11 protein-coding genes and 2 pseudogenes are annotated in these 18,075 nt (G+C 70.0%); 9 read left to right on the top strand and 4 right to left on the bottom strand.

What is annotated here, in order from left to right; all coding sequences use genetic code 11:
- Positions 1-119: 119 nt before the first annotated feature.
- Positions 120-3,671, bottom strand: a complete 3,552-nt coding sequence (locus ABZU53_RS23510) for a ThuA domain-containing protein (protein WP_355067483.1) — start codon at positions 3,669-3,671, stop codon at positions 120-122.
- Between the two features lie 523 nt (positions 3,672-4,194).
- Here ABZU53_RS23510 and ABZU53_RS23505 point away from each other — a divergent pair.
- From ABZU53_RS23505 to ABZU53_RS23480, 6 genes are all read left to right on the top strand, one after another.
- Positions 4,195-5,706, top strand: a complete 1,512-nt coding sequence (locus tag ABZU53_RS23505) for a sugar ABC transporter ATP-binding protein (protein WP_355067481.1) — start codon at positions 4,195-4,197, stop codon at positions 5,704-5,706.
- Positions 5,707-5,820: 114 nt separating this feature from the next.
- Positions 5,821-6,795 (top strand): ABC transporter permease, encoded by a 975-nt coding sequence (locus tag ABZU53_RS23500; RefSeq protein WP_355067479.1) that lies wholly within the window; start codon positions 5,821-5,823, stop codon positions 6,793-6,795.
- Positions 6,796-6,797: 2 nt separating this feature from the next.
- Entirely contained in the window at positions 6,798-7,775 is a 978-nt protein-coding gene (locus ABZU53_RS23495; RefSeq protein ID WP_354857244.1) for an ABC transporter permease, read from the top strand.
- 10 nt (positions 7,776-7,785) lie between these two features.
- A complete protein-coding gene (locus tag ABZU53_RS23490) occupies positions 7,786-8,970 on the top strand; it encodes a substrate-binding domain-containing protein (protein WP_355067477.1) in 1,185 nt (394 codons plus the stop codon).
- Between the two features lie 7 nt (positions 8,971-8,977).
- On the top strand, positions 8,978-9,829 hold the full coding sequence (locus ABZU53_RS23485; RefSeq protein WP_355067475.1) for a sugar phosphate isomerase/epimerase family protein: 852 nt from the start codon (positions 8,978-8,980) through the stop codon (positions 9,827-9,829).
- A 106-nt stretch (positions 9,830-9,935) separates the two neighbouring features.
- Positions 9,936-12,332, top strand: coding sequence for an RICIN domain-containing protein (locus ABZU53_RS23480; RefSeq protein ID WP_355067473.1), 2,397 nt, complete (start codon positions 9,936-9,938; stop codon positions 12,330-12,332).
- 192 nt (positions 12,333-12,524) lie between these two features.
- On the opposite strand, the gene ABZU53_RS23475 is transcribed toward ABZU53_RS23480, so the two are convergent.
- Complete coding sequence (locus tag ABZU53_RS23475) at positions 12,525-12,680, bottom strand: hypothetical protein (RefSeq protein ID WP_355067487.1); 156 nt, start codon at positions 12,678-12,680, stop codon at positions 12,525-12,527.
- On the opposite strand from ABZU53_RS23475, the pseudogene ABZU53_RS23470 reads away from it, so the two are divergent.
- The 3 genes and pseudogenes from ABZU53_RS23470 to ABZU53_RS23460 form a co-directional block, all read left to right on the top strand.
- Positions 12,613-13,076, top strand: a pseudogene (locus ABZU53_RS23470) (RICIN domain-containing protein); the annotation flags it as partial. The gene ABZU53_RS23475 and the pseudogene ABZU53_RS23470 overlap by 68 nt on opposite strands.
- A pseudogene (locus tag ABZU53_RS23465) lies at positions 13,059-13,874 on the top strand (glycosyl hydrolase); the annotation flags it as partial. The pseudogenes ABZU53_RS23470 and ABZU53_RS23465, both read left to right, overlap by 18 nt.
- Positions 13,875-14,092: 218 nt before the next feature.
- Positions 14,093-15,757, top strand: coding sequence for a ricin-type beta-trefoil lectin domain protein (locus tag ABZU53_RS23460; protein ID WP_355067471.1), 1,665 nt, complete (start codon positions 14,093-14,095; stop codon positions 15,755-15,757).
- A 130-nt stretch (positions 15,758-15,887) separates the two neighbouring features.
- Here the strand turns inward: ABZU53_RS23460 and ABZU53_RS23455 are convergent, their stop codons facing one another.
- Both ABZU53_RS23455 and ABZU53_RS23450 read right to left on the bottom strand, forming a co-directional pair.
- Positions 15,888-16,988, bottom strand: coding sequence for a family 43 glycosylhydrolase (locus ABZU53_RS23455; RefSeq protein WP_355067469.1), 1,101 nt, complete (start codon positions 16,986-16,988; stop codon positions 15,888-15,890).
- Positions 16,915-17,940 carry a LacI family DNA-binding transcriptional regulator gene (locus ABZU53_RS23450; protein ID WP_355067467.1) on the bottom strand — a complete coding sequence of 342 codons (1,026 nt, stop codon included), beginning with the start codon at positions 17,938-17,940 and terminating at the stop codon, positions 16,915-16,917. Before ABZU53_RS23450 ends, ABZU53_RS23455 begins: the two co-directional genes overlap by 74 nt.
- Between the last annotated feature and the right edge of the window lie 135 nt (positions 17,941-18,075).

Here is an 18,075-nt window from a genome sequence, read left to right as displayed (position 1 = left end):
CGGGGGGCTCGGCGGGGGTGTCCGCGGGGTCACCCCCCACTTTCCAGGGGGGGGCGCGGCCCCCCGTTTCGGCGGTTGGGGGGGCCGGCGCCCTGTCGCAGCTACCTACCGTCCGGTCGTTAGACCGCGCTGAACCGCCACTGCTGGTTGGTGGCGCTGTGGCAGCCCCACTGCAGCAGCCGGGCCCCGTCGGCCGTCGAGGCGCCGTTGACGTCCAGGCAGAGCCCGCTCAGCGCGCTCTTGACCGTGTAGATCCCGGCGGTGCCGGTCGCCGTCACGGTGAACTTCTGCTGGTTGGCGTTGGTGCAGGTGCTGTGTTGCAGGAAGGCGCCCTGTGCGGTGGACCCGCCGGTGACGTCCAGGCACTTGCCGCTGTGCACCGCCTTGAGGTAGACGGCGCCGCCACCAGCGTCCACCGCCTGCCACTTCTGGTTGTTACCGCCGGTGGCCGCCCACTGCACGACCTGGGCGCCGTCGGCGGTGGAGTTGCCACTGACGTCCATCAGCTTGCCGCTGTGCTGCGCCGTGAGGGTCCAGGTGCGGCCGGCGATCCCTCCGCCGTCGGTGCCGGGGACCCCCACGCCGTTGCCACCGAAGGTGAACGCGTCGAGGTCGAACCAGTTGGACGAGCTGCCCTTGAACACCATGTAGAGCGTGTGCGTCCCGGACAGGGCCGCGACGCTCACCGCCGGCGTGGACTGGTAGTTGTCCCAGCCGCCGGTGCTGGGCACCGTCGTGGTGGCCAGCAGCGTGCCGGTCGGCGAGTCGGCCCGCAGCTCGATGGAACCCCCACCGCTCGGTGACGAGAGCCGGTAGCTGACGGTGCTGATGCCCGACAGGCTCATCGGGTTGAACGCCACCCAGTCGTTGTTGGAGATGTCACCGACGCGCTTGCCGCTCTCCGCGGCGGCCTGGTCGACGATCCGCACGCCGGACTGGCTGCTGAAGTACTCGGCCTGCTTGTGCTTGGGTTGCAGGATCGCCTGCGCGTAGCCGGTCAGCGGCGCCGCGCCACCCGAGCCACCGTTGTCGGTGTAGCGGGCGTTGAGCACGTAGTACAGGTTCGCGCCCTCGGGGTGCCCACCGAGCAGGTCGGTGGAGATGGTGCCCGAACAGCCCGGGTACTCGGTGGTCTCGTGCGCGTGGTCGTCGTGACCGAGTGCCGGGTTGACGAACACCTTGGTGCAGTCGATGGCCGCGCCGCCGGGGTCGGAGACACTGACCGTGTACGAGACCTTGTCGCCGAAGTTCAGCATGCCGCCGTTGGGCGGCACCGTGATGGTGACGACCGGGGCGGTGTTGCCGACGGTGATCTGCACATTGGCGAAGCCGGTCTTGCCGGTGTTGTCGGTGACCTTCAGCTGCGCGGTGTAGTTGCCGTTGGTGGTGTAGGTGTGTGCCGGGTTGGCTGCCGTGGACGTGCCGCCGTCACCGAAGGTCCACTGGTAGCTGAGGGTGTTACCGGCGTCCGGGTCCGCCGTGCCGGCGCTGCTGAACTGGACGGTCAGCGGGGCGCTACCGCTGGTGGGCGTGCCGACGGCCTTCGCGATCGGTGAGCGTCCACCCTGGATGTAGTCGATGCGGTAGAGCCCGGAGTCGTTGTTGCCGCCGCCGAAGTTGGAGCCCCACTCCAGCAGGTACAGCGAGCCGTCCGGGCCGAACTCCATGTCCATCGGCTTGTTGAAGTTGCCGCCGGGCATGAACGAGTTGGTCCGGGTGACCGCCGTCGACGAGTCGAAGTGCGTCTCCTTGATGTAGTTGCGCGACCACTCGTAGAAGAAGTGCACGCCGTCGTAGTAGGCCGGGAACTTCGTCGCCGAGGGGTTCGCCGCGTTGTAGCGGTAGACCGGCCCACCCATCGGCGCCGACCCGCCGGAGCCCAGCTCCGGGAAGGTCGTCGAGGCGGGATAGCCGTACCACATGTTGGGCGCGACGATCGGCTTGAGGTTGACCAGGCCGGTGTTGTTGGGCGAGTTGTTGACCGGGGCGTTGCAGTTGAACTTCGACCCGACGACGCCGGTGTCCGGGTTGAACGGCGCGTACGGCTGGTTGTCGCCGTGGCAGAAGGGCCAGCCGTAGTTGCCGGCGGCCTTGATCACGTTGAGCTCGACGAGCCCCTCGGGGCCCCGGTTGGTCGTCGGAGGGTTGCGGTCGGGGCCGTAGTCGGCCAGGTAGACCCAGCCGGTGGACGGGTCGATCGAGAAGCGGAACGGGTTGCGGAAGCCCATGGCGTAGACCTCGGGTCGGGTCTGCGCCGTGCCCTGGGGGTAGAGGTTGCCCGTCGGGATGGTGTAGCCACCGCTGGCCGACGGCCGGATGCGCAGCAGCTTGCCGCGCAGGTCGTTGGTGTTGCCGGCGGATCGGGCGGCGTCCAGGTTGGCCTTGCCCGACCGCCAGTCCAGCGGGGCGTAGCCCTGCCAGTTGGGGTCGAGGTTGGGCGGGGTGTCGTCGCCGGTGCCGATGTAGAGGTTGCCGTCCGGGCCGAACTCGATGTAGCCGCCGGTGTGGCCGGGCTCGGCGAAGGTCCGGTCGCGGGTCGCCGGGATGTCGATGATCCGGGCCTCGCTGGCCAGGTTCAGGGTGTCACCGGTGAGCGTGTAGCGGGAGACCCGGTTGACGTCGGTCGTGCTGCTCGCCGGCGAATGGTAGACGTACACGTACCCGTTGCTGGCGAATGCCGGATCCAGCGCGACGCCGGTGAGGCCGTCCTCACCGCCGGTGTAGACGCTCAGCGTGGCGGCGGTGACGGTGCTGTTCGTGCTCGGCTTGAAGAGCTTGACCTGTCCGCCGCGCTGGACGTAGAGCACGCGGCCGTCGGGCAGCACCGCCAGCGCCATCGGGTCGGCGGTGTTGTCGTCCAGGGTGCGCTTCTCGAAGTTGCTCCAGACGGTGCCGCCGCAGTCCCCGGGCTGGTTGCCGGCGGCCCACTTGACGCCACCGAGGACGTGGTTGCGGAAGTTCGTCTCGCTGTACGACTCGATCGCGTGGCCCATCGCGGTGGCCCACACCCGGCCGCCACCGGCGTTGCGACACCACGAGATCGGGTGGTCCGGGCCCATGGCCCGGGAGCCCGGGTTGTACGTGCGCTCGTCGGCGGTCACCAGGACGTGCACGTTGCCACGCGGGTTGGAGTCGAAGTTGTACCACTCCTCGCTGCGGTTCCAGCGGTCCGGCAGACCGGTCGTCGACGGGTGCTGCTTGTCGGCGACGATGGCGGTGCCGGCCAGCACGCCGGGGGAGTGCTCGGGCATGTGGGCGCCGCCGTTGAGGGTCTGGTCCCACCAGGGGTACTCACCCTCGATGCCCATGTCCAGGGCGTTGTGGATGCCCACGATGCCCTTGCCGCTGGCCAGGTAACCCTCCACGGCCTGGCGCTGGGCTGCCGAGGTCCAGACCATGCCGGAGGTCTGGAACATGATGATGACGTCGAAGGTGGCGAGGTTGGCGGGCGTGAAGACACTCGCGTCCTCGGTCGCCACCAGCTCGAAGTTGTTCGCGGCCGCCTGCTGCTGGAACATGGAGATTCCGGCCGGGATCGAGTCGTGCCGGTAGCCGACGGTCTTGGTGAACAACAGGGCGCGGAAGGCCGGGGCGGCCGACGCCGGCGGGGCCAGGCCGAGGGCCAGTAACAGGCCGACGATCATTCCTATGATCATTGTGGGGCGACGCATGCCGTCTCCTAGGTCTGGGCGGGCAACTCCGTTTGCGCGCACGGGTCCGGCGCGCGTCAGGTTGTGCCTGGGCGCGCGTGGGCCACGAATGTGCTGGTCGCGGTCGTCGTGCCGTCCGCCGAAACGGCAGTCAGCCCCGCAGGACGTCACACAGCGTGACGTGGGCTGTGTGTGCGTCCCTGGTCTGCGAGGTCAGGATGGGCTATCCACTGATAGGTGTCAATGTAACGTCGAGCGTCTGATGTTACCTCCGAGTAGGAGTGGTCGGGTCTGAGCCGCCTGAGCCGGCAGTCGAGCCGATCGAGTGCCGGGCCTGGCAGTCGCCGCAGATCGAGGATTGCGGACCCGCATCCAAACATCTATCTTCATACGTGTGATGTTTCCTCGATGTCAAGGAAATGTTTGCACCATAAAAACGCAAGTTCTGCAGCAGCCTGCGAAAGTGCGTCGCTCAGCGCATCGAACGGCCTACCGGCCGCTGTGCCGACCTCGTCGATGACTACTATCTGTAAGGGCTATCGGGATGTCAGACCCACCACCGGCACCGCTGCTGGCCCTGCGGGGCATCGGCAAGTCCTTCCTCGGCGTGCGCGTCCTCGACGGTGTCGACCTCGACGTGGCGCCGGGCGAGGTGCATGCGGTCGTCGGTGAGAACGGCGCCGGAAAGTCGACGCTCATGAAGATCATTTCTGGTGGGTACGCCCCGGACGAGGGCACCGTCGAGTTCGCCGGCCAACCGCGCGCGTTCCACGGCCCCCGCGACGCGCAGCGGGCCGGCGTCGGCATCATCCACCAGGAGTTCAACCTCCTGCCCGAGCGCACCGTCGCGGAGAACGTCTATCTGGGCCACGAGCCGGTCCGGCGCGGGCTGGTCGACCGCCGCGAGATGCTCGACCGCACCCGGCGCCTGCTCGCCTCGATCGGGGAGACCGCGCTGCCAGCCGACTCCCGGGTGGGGCGCCTCGGCGTCGCTCAGCAACAGGTCGTCGAGATCGCCAAGGCGCTCGCCCTGGACGCGCGGCTGCTCATCATGGACGAGCCGACCGCGGCGTTGGCAGACCAGGAGGTCGAGCTGCTCTACGGGCTGGTCCGCCGGCTCCAGGAACGCGGCATCGGCCTGCTGTACGTCTCGCACCGGCTCACCGAGGTCTTCGACCTGTCCAGCCGGATCACGGTCCTCAAGGACGGCCGCCGGGTGACCACCGTGGACACCGAGCGGACCAACACGGACGAGCTGGTGCGACACATGGTCGGCCGCGAGCTGTCCAGCTACTACCCGCCGCGGGCCGACCCCGGCGACCGCGGGCCGGTGCGACTCACCGTCCGCGGCGGGGGCAACCGGAAGCTGCGGGGGGTGGACCTCGAGTTGCGCGCCGGCGAGGTGCTCGGCGTCGGCGGTCTGCAGGGTTCCGGACGATCGGCGCTGGCCCGTGCGCTCTTCGGGGTGGCCCCGTTCACGACCGGCGACGTCGAGCTGGACGGCGAGCCGGTGCGGCTGCGCTCGCCGCGTGCCGCGATGCGGGCGGGCATCGCGTACGTCACCGAGGACCGCAAGGGTGAGGGCATCGTGGCCCGGCAGTCGGTGCTGGACAACGCGCTGCTCGCCAGCCGGGCCGTGTTCGCCGCGAGGTCCGGTCGCGCCGCCCGGACCGCACGCGTGCGTGAGCTGCTCGACGCCGTGGAGGTCCGTGCCGCCGGTGACGACCAGGAGATCCGCTTCCTCTCCGGCGGCAACCAGCAGAAGGTCGTCCTGGCCCGATGGCTCGCGTTGACACCACGGATCCTGCTCTTCGACGAGCCGACCCGGGGCATCGACGTGGGCGCGAAGTCGGCCATCCACGATCTCGTCCGCCGCCTCGCGACTGACGGCGCGGCCGTCCTGATGATCTCGTCGGAGTTACCGGAGCTGCTCGGCATGAGCGACCGGATCGTCGTCCTGCGGGACGGCCGGATCGCGGGCGAGCTGCCCGCCGGCGCGACCGAGGAGGACGTCGTCGCCCTCGCGGTCGGCGCCGTCCGGGAGGCCGCCGCGTGAGCGCGAGGAGTGAGCCGGGTGTGCGAGCCCCGCAGTCGCGAATGGAGACGGCCCGATGAGCGCGAGGAGTGAGCCGGCTTTGCGAGCCCCGCAGTCGCGAATGGAGATCGCTCTGTGACCGCCCTGTCGCTTCGTCCGGCTCGACGTGCCGTGCCGGGCGTGTTCGTGGCCCTGGCCCTCACCCTGGTCATCGGCTGGCTGGTCGTCATGCTCGACGGCGGCCAGCTCTTCAACCAGTCGACGACGGTGAGTCTGCTGCACGTCGCGGCCGGCCTCGGGCTCGTCGCCGTCGGGCAGACCCTTGTCATCCTCGGCGGTTCGCTCGACCTCTCGGTGGCGTTCGTGATCAGCCTGAGCACCCTCGTGGCGGCCGAGGCGATGAACGGCAGCGACGGCGCGTTGCTTCCGGCGATCGGGCTGGCGCTCGCGGTCAGCGCCGCCGTCGGGCTGCTCAACGGTGTGCTCGTCACCAAGCTGCGGATCAACGCGTTCATCGCGACCCTCGGCGTCGGGTTGCTGCTCAAGGGCTATCTCGACAACGGCTATGACGGCCCGGCCGGCGAGAGCGCCCCGGCTCTCGTGCGGACTCTGGGGTACCAGCGGATCGGGCCGGTCCCGGTGTCCTTCCTGCTGCTGCTCGCCGTGACCGCGGTGGCCTGGTTCGCGCTGGCGCGTACCCGCTTCGGCCATCACCTCATCGCCGTCGGCGGCGATCCGGAGGTCGCCCGGCTCTCCGGCGTCCGCAACGACCGGGTCCTCATCACCGCCCACGTGCTGTGCTCCCTCTGCGCCGGCCTGGCCGGCGTCTACCTGGCCAGCCGACTCGGCTCCGGCGCCCCACGGGTGGGCACCGAGGGGCTGTACGACCTGGAGTCGATCGCCGCGGTGGTCCTCGGCGGCACCGCCCTCGCGGGCGGGCGCGGGGGCGTCCTCGGCACGGTCGGCGGCGTGCTGCTGCTCGCCAGCATCGACGCGGTGTTCAACCAACTCGAGGTCGACGCGTTCTTCAAGCAGGTGATCCGCGGCGTGATCATCATCGCCGCGGTCGCCGTCTACGCCCGACGGGCCATGCGAAAGGCGGGGTCCTGACCATGCGGGTCGCCGAACGTCGTCCGCTGCCGCTGCGGATCCGCACCGACGGGATCGCGCCGATCGTCGCGCTCCTGGCGGTTCTGCTGATCCTCGTCGCGTTCGTCCAGCCCGACTTCCTCGCGCCGTCGTCGCTGATGTCGTTCCTCGGGCGCTCCGCACCTATCATCCTGCTCGCCGCCGGTCAGTACTTCGTGATCGTCTGCGGAGAGTTCGACCTCTCGGTCGGCTCCCTGGTCACGGCGCAGGTCGTCGTCGCCGCCCGGCTCATCGACAGCGATCCGTCGCGCACCTGGCCGGTGGTCCTGCTGCTGCTCGCCGGCGGCGCGCTCGTCGGGCTGGTCAACGGTCTGGTCACGACGGTGCTGCGGGTGCCGTCCTTCATCACCACCCTCGGCATGTTCCTGATCCTCGTCGGCGCCGTGTACCTGTGGTCCGACGGCGCTCCGAAGGGCGGGCTCTCCGAGGAGTTCCGCCGCTTCGGCCGACGGTCCATCGAGGACGTGCCGCTGCTGGGCCGGATCCCGTACGCGCTGCTCGTCCTGGTGGTCGTCGCCGCGATCGCCGTCGTGCTGACGCGCTCCGACTTCGGTCGTACGCTTGTCGCCGTCGGCGACAATCCGCGCACCGCCGAGCTGAGCGGCGTACGGGTCGCGCGTACCAAGACGATCGCGTTCATGCTCAGCGGCCTCGCGGCGGCGGTCGCGGCGATCCTCCTGGGCGGGTACAGCGGTGTGTCGTTCCAGGCCGGCGTCGGGCTGGAGTTCGGCGCGATCACCGCGGTCGTGCTGGGTGGGGTCGCCCTCGGCGGCGGCCGCGGCTCGGTCGTCGGGGCGATGCTCGGTGCCCTGACCCTCGAGACGCTCTTCGCGCTGATGAACTTCACCGGCGTCTCCGGTGCCCTCAGATCGACCGTCCAGGGCGTGATCATCCTGCTCGCCGTGGCGGTCTCGTCCCTGCGTTCCTCCTCCTCCAGATAAAGGTGATTCGATGAGACGAACCATGACCGCCCTGGCCGCGGCGAGTGTCCTGGTGCTCGCGGGATGCGCCACCGACGAGCCGACGGCGTCACCCTCGGGCACCGCCTCCGCGGCGGCCGGGTCGGGGACCGGGGAGCAGTCCAAGTTCTTCGTGCAGGCCGACTACGACAACGAGTTGGCCCTGCTCGACGCCGCCCCGACGGGCCCGGCCGACAAGCCGTGGGAGCAGGTGCTCAACCCGAAGATGGTGGACACCGCGAAGTTCAAGAAGCCCGGCAAGCACAAGATCTGCTTCTCCAACGCGGCGCTGAACAACCCCTGGCGGCAGGTCGGGTTCAAGACCATGCAGGCCGAGGTCGAGGCGCAGCGGAGCCGGATCAGCGAGTTCGTGCACGTCGACGCCGAGGGCAAGGACCAGAAGCAGATCGCCGACATCAACGATCTGCTCGGCAAGAAGTGCGACGCCCTCATCGTCTCGCCGAACACCACCGCCACGCTCACCCCGGCCGTCGAGGCCGCCTGTAAGGCGGGCCTTCCGGTGGTCGTCTTCGACCGGGGGGTCAACACCACCTGCCCGGTGACCTTCATCAACCCGGTGGGCGGCTACGGCTTCGGCCACGTGGGCGCGGAGTTCGTCAGCCAGAAGATGAAGCCCGGCGGGAAGCTGCTGGCCCTGCGCATCCTGCCCGGCGTCGACGTGCTGGAGACCCGTTGGTCGGCCGCGAAGATCGCCCTGGACAAGGCGAAGGTCGACGTCGTCGGGGTCGAGTTCACCGACGGCGACCCGGCCAAGACCAAGAAGATCGTGAACGACTACATCCAGCGGTACGGCACGATCGACGGGGTCTGGATGGACGCCGGAGCGGTAGCCGTAGCGGCGGTCGAGGCGTTCCAGGACGCTGGCAAACCCGTACCGCCGATGAACGGCGAGGACCAGCTCGACTTCCTGAAGCTGTGGAAGGACAAGAAGCTCACCGCCATCGCGCCGACCTACCCGACGTACCAGTGGCGGACGCCGATCATCGCCGCGCTGAGCATTCTCGACGGCACCCAGGTGTCCAACCCGTGGAAGCTGCCGCAGCCCACGATCACCCAGGACAACCTGGACCGGTACCTCGACGCGAGCATGCCGCCGCTGCACTACGCGATGTGCGGCTGCCGCGACCTGCCCGGCTACCCCCAGCGCTGGAAGTAGGTTCGCGGTGTACGCCATCGGCGTCAACCCCTGGGTGTGGGCCTCGCCGGTCGACGACGAGGCCCTCGCCCGGCTGATCCCGCGGATCGCCTCCTTCGGGTTCGACGCGGTCGAGCTGCCGATCGAGCAGCCCGGCGACTGGGAACCGGTCCGCACGCGGGACCTGCTGGCCGCGCACGGCCTCGTCGCGGCCGGGGTCTGCGCGGTGACCCCGCCCGGGCGGGACCTGGTGGATGCCACGCCGGCCGTCGTCGAGTCGACCGTCGCGTACCTCATGGGGTGTGTGGCGAGCGCGGCGGCGGTCGGCGCGCCCTGCGTCGGCGGCCCGGTGTACGCGGCGGTCGGCCGCACCTGGCGGATGTCGGCGGCGGCCCGGGCGGACTGCTACGCCGACTTCCGGCGGGCTCTCGCGCCGGTGGCCGACCGGGCCGGCGAGTGCGGCGTGAGCATCGGCGTCGAGGCGCTGAACCGCTACGAGACGAGCGTGGTCAACACCGTCGAGCAGACGATCGAGCTGATCGACGGCCTGCCCCCGAGCGTCGGCATCATGATCGACACGTATCACATGAACATCGAGGAGGCCGACCCCTACGCCGCCCTCGCGCTGGCCGGTCCGCACATCAAGCACGTCCAGGTCAGCGGCACCGACCGGGGCGCGCCCGGCGCGGATCACTTTGACTGGCCCCGCTTCTTCTCCGTCCTGCGGGGCACCGGTTACCGGGGCGCGGTCTGCATCGAGTCGTTCACGGCAGACAACGCGACAATCGCCACCGCGGCGTCGATCTGGCGGCCCCTGGCCCCCTCCCAGGACCGCCTCGCCGTCGACGGCCTGCACCACCTACGGAAGGTCGTCGCCTGACCTGGCGTCGGCACGCCCACGTTGTTAGCGCTAACCACCACCCGCCACCCTCCGAACCCGCCTCGTCGAGGCGTCCCCCACCCCCACCACCACAGGAGACCGTCCCGTGTCCCTCTCATCCATCTCCGTGGCGCGCAGGCTCTTCGCCGGCGCCGCCACGGCGGCACTGACCGCTCTGGTCGCCGTGACCGCCTCGGCCACACCGGCCTCCGCGGCGACCACCACCCTCTACGCGTCCCCGTCCGGCAGCGGCAGCACCTGCTCCGCCAGCCAGCCGTGCTCGCTGGCCGGCGCGCAGGCAGCGGTACGGACGCTCAACAGCTCGATGTCCGGCGACATCGTCGTGGAACTGGCCGACGGCGTGTACCGGCTGACCTCGCCGATGCGGCTGACCGCCGCCGACTCCGGCACCAACGGCTACCAGGTGATCTGGCGGGCGGCGGCCTCGGCCCGCCCGACGATCAGCGGCGCGCGGGCGGTCACCGGGTGGTCGCTCGTCGACTCCGGAAAGAACATCTGGCGGGCCAGCGTCCCCGCCGGGCTCGACAGCCGCCAGCTCTACGTCAACGGCGCCGTCGCCACCCGGGCGCGGACGGCCGTGAACCGCGCCGACTTCACCTTCACCACGTCGGGCATGCGGTTCAGCAACAGTGCGCTGAACTACCTCAACAACCTCGGCAACCAGAACCGGGTCGAGGTGGAGAGCGTCGGCTCGTTCACCGACCGGTACTCGCCGGTGCAGAGCATCAGCGGCAACTTCCTGACCATGCAGCAGCCGGCCTGGAACAACAACACGTTCGGCTTCGACACCCTGTCCCGCCCCCACCGGGCCGGCCCGTTCTACCTGGCCAACGCGTACGAGTTCCTCGACTCACCGGGCGAGTGGTATCTCAACCCCGGCAGCGGCCAGCTCAACTACATCCCGCTGGCCGGGCAGAGCATGAGCTCCGTCAGCGTGGAGCTGCCGCAGCTGCAGTCCCTGGTCAACGTCGGCGGCACCTACGACGCGCCCGCGCACCACATCTCGTTCAGCGGTATCACCTTCACCGGCACCAGCTGGCTCGGCCCGAGCAGCAGCAACGGTTTCGCCGACCAGCAGACCGGCGCGCACATCGTCGGCACCTGGGCCCGCCCGTCCGACGCGTTGACCTCCTGCCAGGAGGGTTGCCCGCTGTTCGAGGCCACCCGCCCGAGCTGGGCCCAGATGCCGGCCGCCGTGCAGGTCTCGGCGGCCAACACCATCGCCTTCAGCGACTCCCAGTTCGTCAACCTGGGGCAGACGGCCATCGGTATCGGCAACGACGCCAACGCCCACGCCAGCGGCGTCGGCCTGGGCGCCAGCAACATCACTGTCACCCGTTCCGAGATCGCCCGTAACTCGGCCGGCGGCATCGTGGTCGGCGGCGTGCGCGCCGACGCCCACCACCCCAGCGACCAGCGGATGGTCAACCGGAACATCACCATCAGCAACAACCGGGTGCACGACCTCGGCCTGGAGTACCGCGGCGTGGTCTCGATCCTGACCACCTACGTGAACACCGCGCTGGTCTCGCACAACGAGGTCTACAACATGCCGTACACCGGCCTCTCGGTCGGGTACGGCTGGGGCGCCAACGACGCCGGCGGCAGCAACCACTACGCCAACCGGGGTCTCTACAACTACCAGCCCCGCTACTCCACGGCGACCACCGCCGCCAACAACCAGGTCATCGGCAACTACATCCACGACGTGATGCAGCAGATGACCGACGGCGGCTGCATCTACACGCTGTCGGCGAACCAGGGCGGGACCATCAACGAGAACTACTGCCTGCGGACCAACGGCTGGTTCGGGCTCTACTTCGACGAGGGCTCGCGCTACTACACCGCCCGCAACAACGTGTTCTCCTCCACCGGCACCTGGGCCACCGCCAACTACTACTACGCCGAGAACATGGGCAACTTCACGGTCACCAACAACTGGTCGACCAACGGCAGCACGAACGTGACCAACGGCGACCGCGGCAACGTCGTCAACGGCAACGTCACGGTCTCGAACGGCAGTTGGCCGTCCGGCGCGCAGACGGTGATCAACGCTGCCGGCGTGCAGAGCGGCGGCAGCACCAACCCGCAGAACGTGCAGCTCGTCGGCGTCCAGTCGGGTCGCTGCGCCGAGATCGGCAACTCCAGCACCACCAACGGGACGCAGGCCCAGCTCTGGGACTGCATCAGCGGCGCCGCCAACCAGCGGTGGACCCACACCGCGAGCCGGCAGCTCATGGTGTACGGCACCAAGTGCCTGGACGCCTCGGGTCAGGGCACCACCAACGGCACCGCCGTGGTGATCTGGGACTGCAACGGCCAGGCCAACCAGCAGTGGAACGTCAACGCCAACGGCACGATCACCGGCGCGCAGTCGGGTCTCTGCCTGGACGCCAACGGCGCCGCGGCGGCGAACGGCACGAAGCTCATCCTCTGGGCGTGCAACGGCGGCACCAACCAGCAGTGGCAGCTGCGTAGCTGACATCTGGTTCGCCCCGGCCGGCCGCACCCCGGCCGGGGCGCGGCCGGCGGCGGGCCGCCGACAGATCGGGGCCCGTCATTGCTGCCGGTCATCGACCAGCAGAAGTGTTAACGCTAACCCGAAACAGGTCACGCCCGCCCCCAGGGGCGTACCCCAGCATGGGAGTGAATTCATGGAAACCAACGGTGCGCTTCATCCCGCCGCCCCACCGCAGCCTCGCTGGCGGTCGGGGCTGGCCGCGGTGGCGGCGACCCTGCTCGCCGCCGGCACCCTCGTCGGGCTGAACGCGGCGCCCGCGGCGGCGGCGACGGTGGACACCAACGCCTGGTACGTCCTGGTCAACCGCACCAGCGCAAGGCGTTGGACGTGTACGGCCAGGCCACCAACGACGGCGCGCGGATCACCCAGTGGACGCGCAACAACGGCAGCAACCAGCAGTGGCAGTTCGTGGATTCCGGCGGCGGTTTCTACCGGTTGAAGTCGCGCCTCTCCGGCAAGGTCCTCGACGTCAGCGGCGCGTCGACCGCCGACGGGGCGGCGATCGTGCAGTGGACCGACAACAACGCGGCCAACCAACAGTTCCGGCTGGCCGACTCCGACGCCGGAAACGTCCGGCTGATCGGTCGGCAGAGCGGCAAGGCCGTGGAGGTCCAGGGCGCCTCGACCGCCGATGGCGCCAACGTCGTTCAGTACGCCGACCTCAACGGCGCCAACCAGCAGTGGCAGCTGGCCAAGGTGCCGGGTGACACCGGGACCGGTGGAGGATGCGGCAAGAGCCCCACGCTGGCCAACGGCACCCACACGATCCAGAGCAACGGCAAGAGCCGCAGCTTCATCCTGCGGCTTCCCGCCACCTACTCCAGCAGCACCCGCTATCGGTTGATCTTCGCGTTCCACTGGCGGGGCGGCACCGCGGCCGAGGTCAACTCGGGCGGCACGAGTGGGACGCCGTGGTCCTACTACGGGCAGCAGGAGCAGTCGAACAACACCGCGATCCTCGTCGCGCCGCAGGGCCTCGGCAACGGCTGGGCCAACTCCGGCGGCGAGGACATCACCTTCGTCGACGACATGATCCGTTTGATCGAGGGCGACCTCTGCGTCAACACGGCGCAGCGTTTCGCGCTCGGTTTCAGCTACGGCGGTGGCATGAGCTACGCGCCGGCGTGTGCGCGGGCGAACGTGTTCCGGGCGGTGGCGGTGTTCAGCGGCGCCCAGCTCAGCGGGTGCAGCGGCGGCACCCAGCCCATCGCGTACTTCGGTCTGCACGGCATCACCGACTCGGTGCTTCCCATCTCCTCGGGGCGGTCGTTGCGGGACACGTTCGTCCGCACCAACGGCTGCGCCGCGCAGAGCCCGCGGGAGCCGGCCTCGGGCAGCCGTACGCACATCACCACCGCCTACTCCGGGTGCCGGGCCGGATATCCGGTGCAGTGGGCGGCGTTCGACAACGGCCACATGCCGGGGCCGGTGGACGGCACGTACGCCGAGAGCGGCATCACGACCTGGACCAAGGGCGAGGTGTGGCGGTTCTTCGCGCAGTTCTAGCGGTCCCGCTCGGCGACCGCGACACTGTCGCGTCGACGCCTGGACGTCGACGGGCGGCACGTCGAAACATGGAAGTAGTTGAATTCGACGAAACGGCTCCGTAATATGGCCGGCGTCTGCTGTTAACGCTAACAGTGGGCGCGTAGACATTCATGATGCCCGCCTCATCCGGGCGGCTGTCCCTGAAGGACGGCATCACGAAAGGATGCTCCCGCATGAAGCGAATCGTCCGAGCCCGGCACTGGGGGCGGGCAGCGGCGGCCGGGCTGCTCCTGGCCGCCGTCCTCGTGGGCCTGCGCGCCCCGGTGGCCCAGGCACTGGAGAACGGCGTCGCCCGGACACCCCCGATGGGGTGGAACAGCTGGAACTCGTTCGGTTGCAACATCAACGAGGGGCTGATCCGGCAGACGGCCGATGCGATGGTCAGCAACGGCATGCGCGATCTGGGCTACCAGTACGTCGTGGTCGACGACTGCTGGTTCAACCCGAACCGCGACAGCTCCGGCAACCTGCAGGGCGACCCGACCCGCTTCCCCAGCGGGATGAAGGCGCTCGGCGACTACCTGCACGCCCGAGGGCTGAAGTTCGGCCTCTACCAGGTGCCGGTCGACAAGACCTGCGCCCAGTACTTCAACAGCTACCCGGGCGCGACCGGCAGTCAGGGCCACGAGGCGCAGGACGCCCGGCAGTTCGCCGCCTGGGGCGTCGACTACCTCAAGTACGACTGGTGCTCCCCGAACGGCAGCATCAACGATCAGGTCACCACGTTCGCGAAGATGCGTGACGCGCTGGCCGCGACCGGCCGGCCGATCGTCTACAGCATCAACCCCAACAGCATCCACGCCAAGACCGGTCCGCAGCGCAACTGGGGCGACGTGGCGAACATCTGGCGGACCACCGAGGACATCACCAACGCGTGGGACACCGGGCAGACCAACGGCTACCCGATGGGCATCCAGAACATCATCAACGTCAACGTCCCCCTGGCGCCCTACGCGCGACCGGGTGCGTTCACCGACCCGGACATGATGGAGGTCGGCCGGGGCGGCATGAACGACACCGAGATGCGCAGCCACTTCGCGATGTGGGCCGTCATGGCGTCGCCGCTGATCGCCGGCAACGACGTGCGCAGCATGAACTCGGCGACGCAGACCATCCTCAAGAACCCGAACCTGATCGCCATCAACCAGGACTCCCTCGGGTTGCAGGCCAGCCAGGTCTCGTTCGACGGCACCCGCCGCGTGCTCGCCAAGCGGCTGGCCAACGGTGACGTCGCCGTCGCCCTGTTCAACCAGGGCGGCTCGACGACGACGATCTCCACCACGGCCGCCGCCGTCGGCAAGTCCGGCAGCTCCTTCACCCTGGTGGACGCCTGGAGCAACGCCACCACCACCAGCACGGGCAGCATCTCGGCCAGCGTCCCGGCGCACGGCACGGTGGTGTACCGGGTCAGCGGCGGCGGCACCAGCACCCCGCCGCCGACCACGCCCCCGCCCGCGACCACCTCCTTCGCGCTGGCCAGCGTCGCCTCGGGCCGCTGCCTGGACATCCCGCAGAGCAACACCACCAATGGCACCCAGCCGGTGATCTGGGACTGCAACGGGGCCGCCAACCAGCGCTGGACGGCCAACGGGCAGACCCTCCAGTCGCTCGGCAAGTGCCTGGACGCGCCCACCAACGCCACGGCGGGCAGCAAGGTCCAGATCTGGGACTGCAACGGCGGGGCCAACCAGCGGTGGACCCTCAACGCGAACGGCACGATCAGCGGGGCGCAGTCCGGCCTGTGCCTCGACGTCAACAACAACGGGACCGCCAACGGCACCACGGTGCTCCTCTGGTCCTGCACCGGGGCCGCCAACCAACGCTGGACCCAGCGCTGACGGCAGTACCGACAGGTCCGGGCCGGGGCGGAGTCGCCCCGGCCCGGACCTGCGTCGTCGCGGTCCTGCGGCCGGACGCTGACCGGTCCGCCGGCGACCGGGTCGGGCGTGGTCGCGGTGGGCCCGCGAATCAGGTCGCGGCGACCGTCCCCGCCGCCTGGATGGTCAGCCCGGTCGACGCGTCGTAGCGCACCGGAATGGGGTCGGTGAGTTCACCGACGAACGACCCGTCGACGTGGTCGAGGAAGCCGATGAGCGACCAGTCGTCGGCCGGTCCGGGGACCAGCCGGGGCGCGTACAGGTGCGGGTGGGTGACCGGCCGGGCGGCCGCGATGTCCCACGGGCCGCGGACGCTCCGCCCGGTCGCCACCCAGATCCGGTGGTCGTCGCGTCGGGCGCTGGCGGTCGCGTCGGTGGAGAACAGCAGCAGGGGCTGCCCGTCGACGACCGCGACCTGGGGCACCTCCAGGTGACCGAACCCCGCCGGCGTCGACAGCGGCGGTCGGACGGTCCAGGTGAGCAGGTCGGGGGAGGTGGCGTGGCCGACGACGCCCCGCGTGTCCGCCGTTCCCGTGTTGGCGCGTGCCGTGATGAGCATGTGCCAGCCGTCGCCGTCCGGGTCGGGAAACACCCAGGGGTCGCGCCACGCCTGCTCGTACCACAGGTCGGTGTCGAGCAGTTCGTACCACATCGGGTCGGCCTGCACGACCGGACCGGAACCGTGACGATGCCAGGTGATCAGGTCGTCGGAGACGGCCAGACCGATCCGTTGGACGAGCCCGTCCTCGGCGCGGGAGACCCCGGTGTAGTAGACGTACCACCGCCCGTCCGGGCCGCGGACCGTGCACCCGGTCCAGGTCGCGAGGTCGTCCCAGGCCGGCGCGTCGGCGGGAACCACGGCGTCGGCGACCAGACGCCACGTGTGCAGGTCCGTCGAGACGGCGTGGCCGATCGAGGCGCGGCGGTGGCGGCGGTGCGGGTCGTGCAGGGCGCGGGACGCGCGCAGGAAGAACACGTGCCAGAGGCCGTTGTCGTCCCGCGCGTACCAGCTGTCCCACACCCAGTGGTCGGCTAGACGAAGCATGGCCGGAAACGTAGCACTAAACCGGTTTAGCTGACGAAGGCGTCGACCCCGCCGACGTCGTAGGGCGCTCGGGTCAGCCGGCGGGGGGCGCGAGGGACCGGCGTCGGCGCAGCGGCATCGCGACGAGTGACGGCTCGGCGGCGCCACCGTCGAGGAGCAGCTCGACCGCGCGCCGCCCCATCTGCTCGTGGGGCAGCGCCGTGGTGGCCAGGCTGGGGCGCAGCCAGGCGGCGATCGGGTCGTCGTCGAACGAGATCACCGAGATGTCGTCCGGGACGCTCAGGCCCGCCTCGCCGAGCGCCTGGTAGGCGCCGAAGGCCAGCCGGTCGTTCATGCAGATGACCGCGCTGGGTCGCGACGGCCTGCTCAGGAGCCCGCGCATGGCGGCGTAGCCGTGCTCGGGCAGCCACTCGGTGCAGAAGCACTCCGCGAGGAGGCTGACGCCCGCGTCGCCCAGCGCCTGCTGGATGCCGCGCAGGCGGGCCCGGGCGGCGAGGGAGACCTCCGGGTCGCCCTCCTTGAGCCGGTTGCGGCCGATCAGCGCGATGGCGTCGCGGTGGCCGTGCTCCAACAGGGCTGTGGCGACGGAGCGACCGGCCCGGTCGTCGTCGGGAAGGACACAGGGCAGGCCGTCGGCGCTGGTGGCGTTGAGCAGCACCACCGGGCCGCCGAGGATGGCCGGGGGCACCGTCAGTCGCCGGGTGGCCATGGCGGCGTAGATCACTCCGTCGACCTGTCGGTCGAGCATGGCCTCGATGGCGTACTGCTCGAACGTGGCGTCGCCCTGCGTCTCGGTGATGAGCAGCACGTGGTCACGCTCGCGGGCCGCGTCGAGCGCGCCGCGGATGAGACCGCCAGCGAAGCGGGTGGTGGCGACGATGTCGGAGACGAACGCGATGGTCGCGGTCTTGCGGGTACGCAGGCTGCGCGCCGCGAGGTTGGGACGGTAGCCCAGCTCCTCGGCGGCGGCGAACACGCGCTGGTGTGCCTCGGCCGAGAGCCGCGTGCCCTCCCTGCCGTTGAGCACCATCGACGCGGCGGTCTTGGACAGCCCGGCTCGCCGCGCGACGTCGGCCAGGGTTGCTCTGTTGCGGCCCATCAGTCCTCCGAATCAGGCGCGGTGCCACGGGCCCCGCTCCTGCCCATCATGATGCGTCGGCGCCCGGACTCTGGCCCCGGTCGGGTCGGGCGTCGTGTGAAGTCGATGTTTCCGGACCGTTGCCAGGTTGTCCTT

The sequence above is a fragment of the Micromonospora sp. NPDC005194 genome (assembly GCF_040608335.1).
In the GTDB taxonomy this organism is placed as follows: domain Bacteria; phylum Actinomycetota; class Actinomycetes; order Mycobacteriales; family Micromonosporaceae; genus Micromonospora.
The sequence above is the reverse complement of the archived record's forward strand: the minus strand, read 5'-3'. Positions and strand labels throughout refer to the sequence as shown.

Excerpts from the sequence above, each read along its gene's own strand:
- ABZU53_RS23450 (WP_355067467.1), bottom strand. The coding sequence starts at position 17,940 with ATGGGCCGCAACAGAGCAACCCTGGCCGACGTCGCGCGGCGAGCCGGG.
- ABZU53_RS23505 (WP_355067481.1), top strand. The coding sequence starts at position 4,195 with ATGTCAGACCCACCACCGGCACCGCTGCTGGCCCTGCGGGGCATCGGC.
- ABZU53_RS23510 (WP_355067483.1), bottom strand. The coding sequence starts at position 3,671 with ATGCGTCGCCCCACAATGATCATAGGAATGATCGTCGGCCTGTTACTG.
- ABZU53_RS23490 (WP_355067477.1), top strand. The coding sequence starts at position 7,786 with ATGAGACGAACCATGACCGCCCTGGCCGCGGCGAGTGTCCTGGTGCTC.
- ABZU53_RS23460 (WP_355067471.1), top strand. The coding sequence starts at position 14,093 with ATGAAGCGAATCGTCCGAGCCCGGCACTGGGGGCGGGCAGCGGCGGCC.
- ABZU53_RS23495 (WP_354857244.1), top strand. The coding sequence starts at position 6,798 with ATGCGGGTCGCCGAACGTCGTCCGCTGCCGCTGCGGATCCGCACCGAC.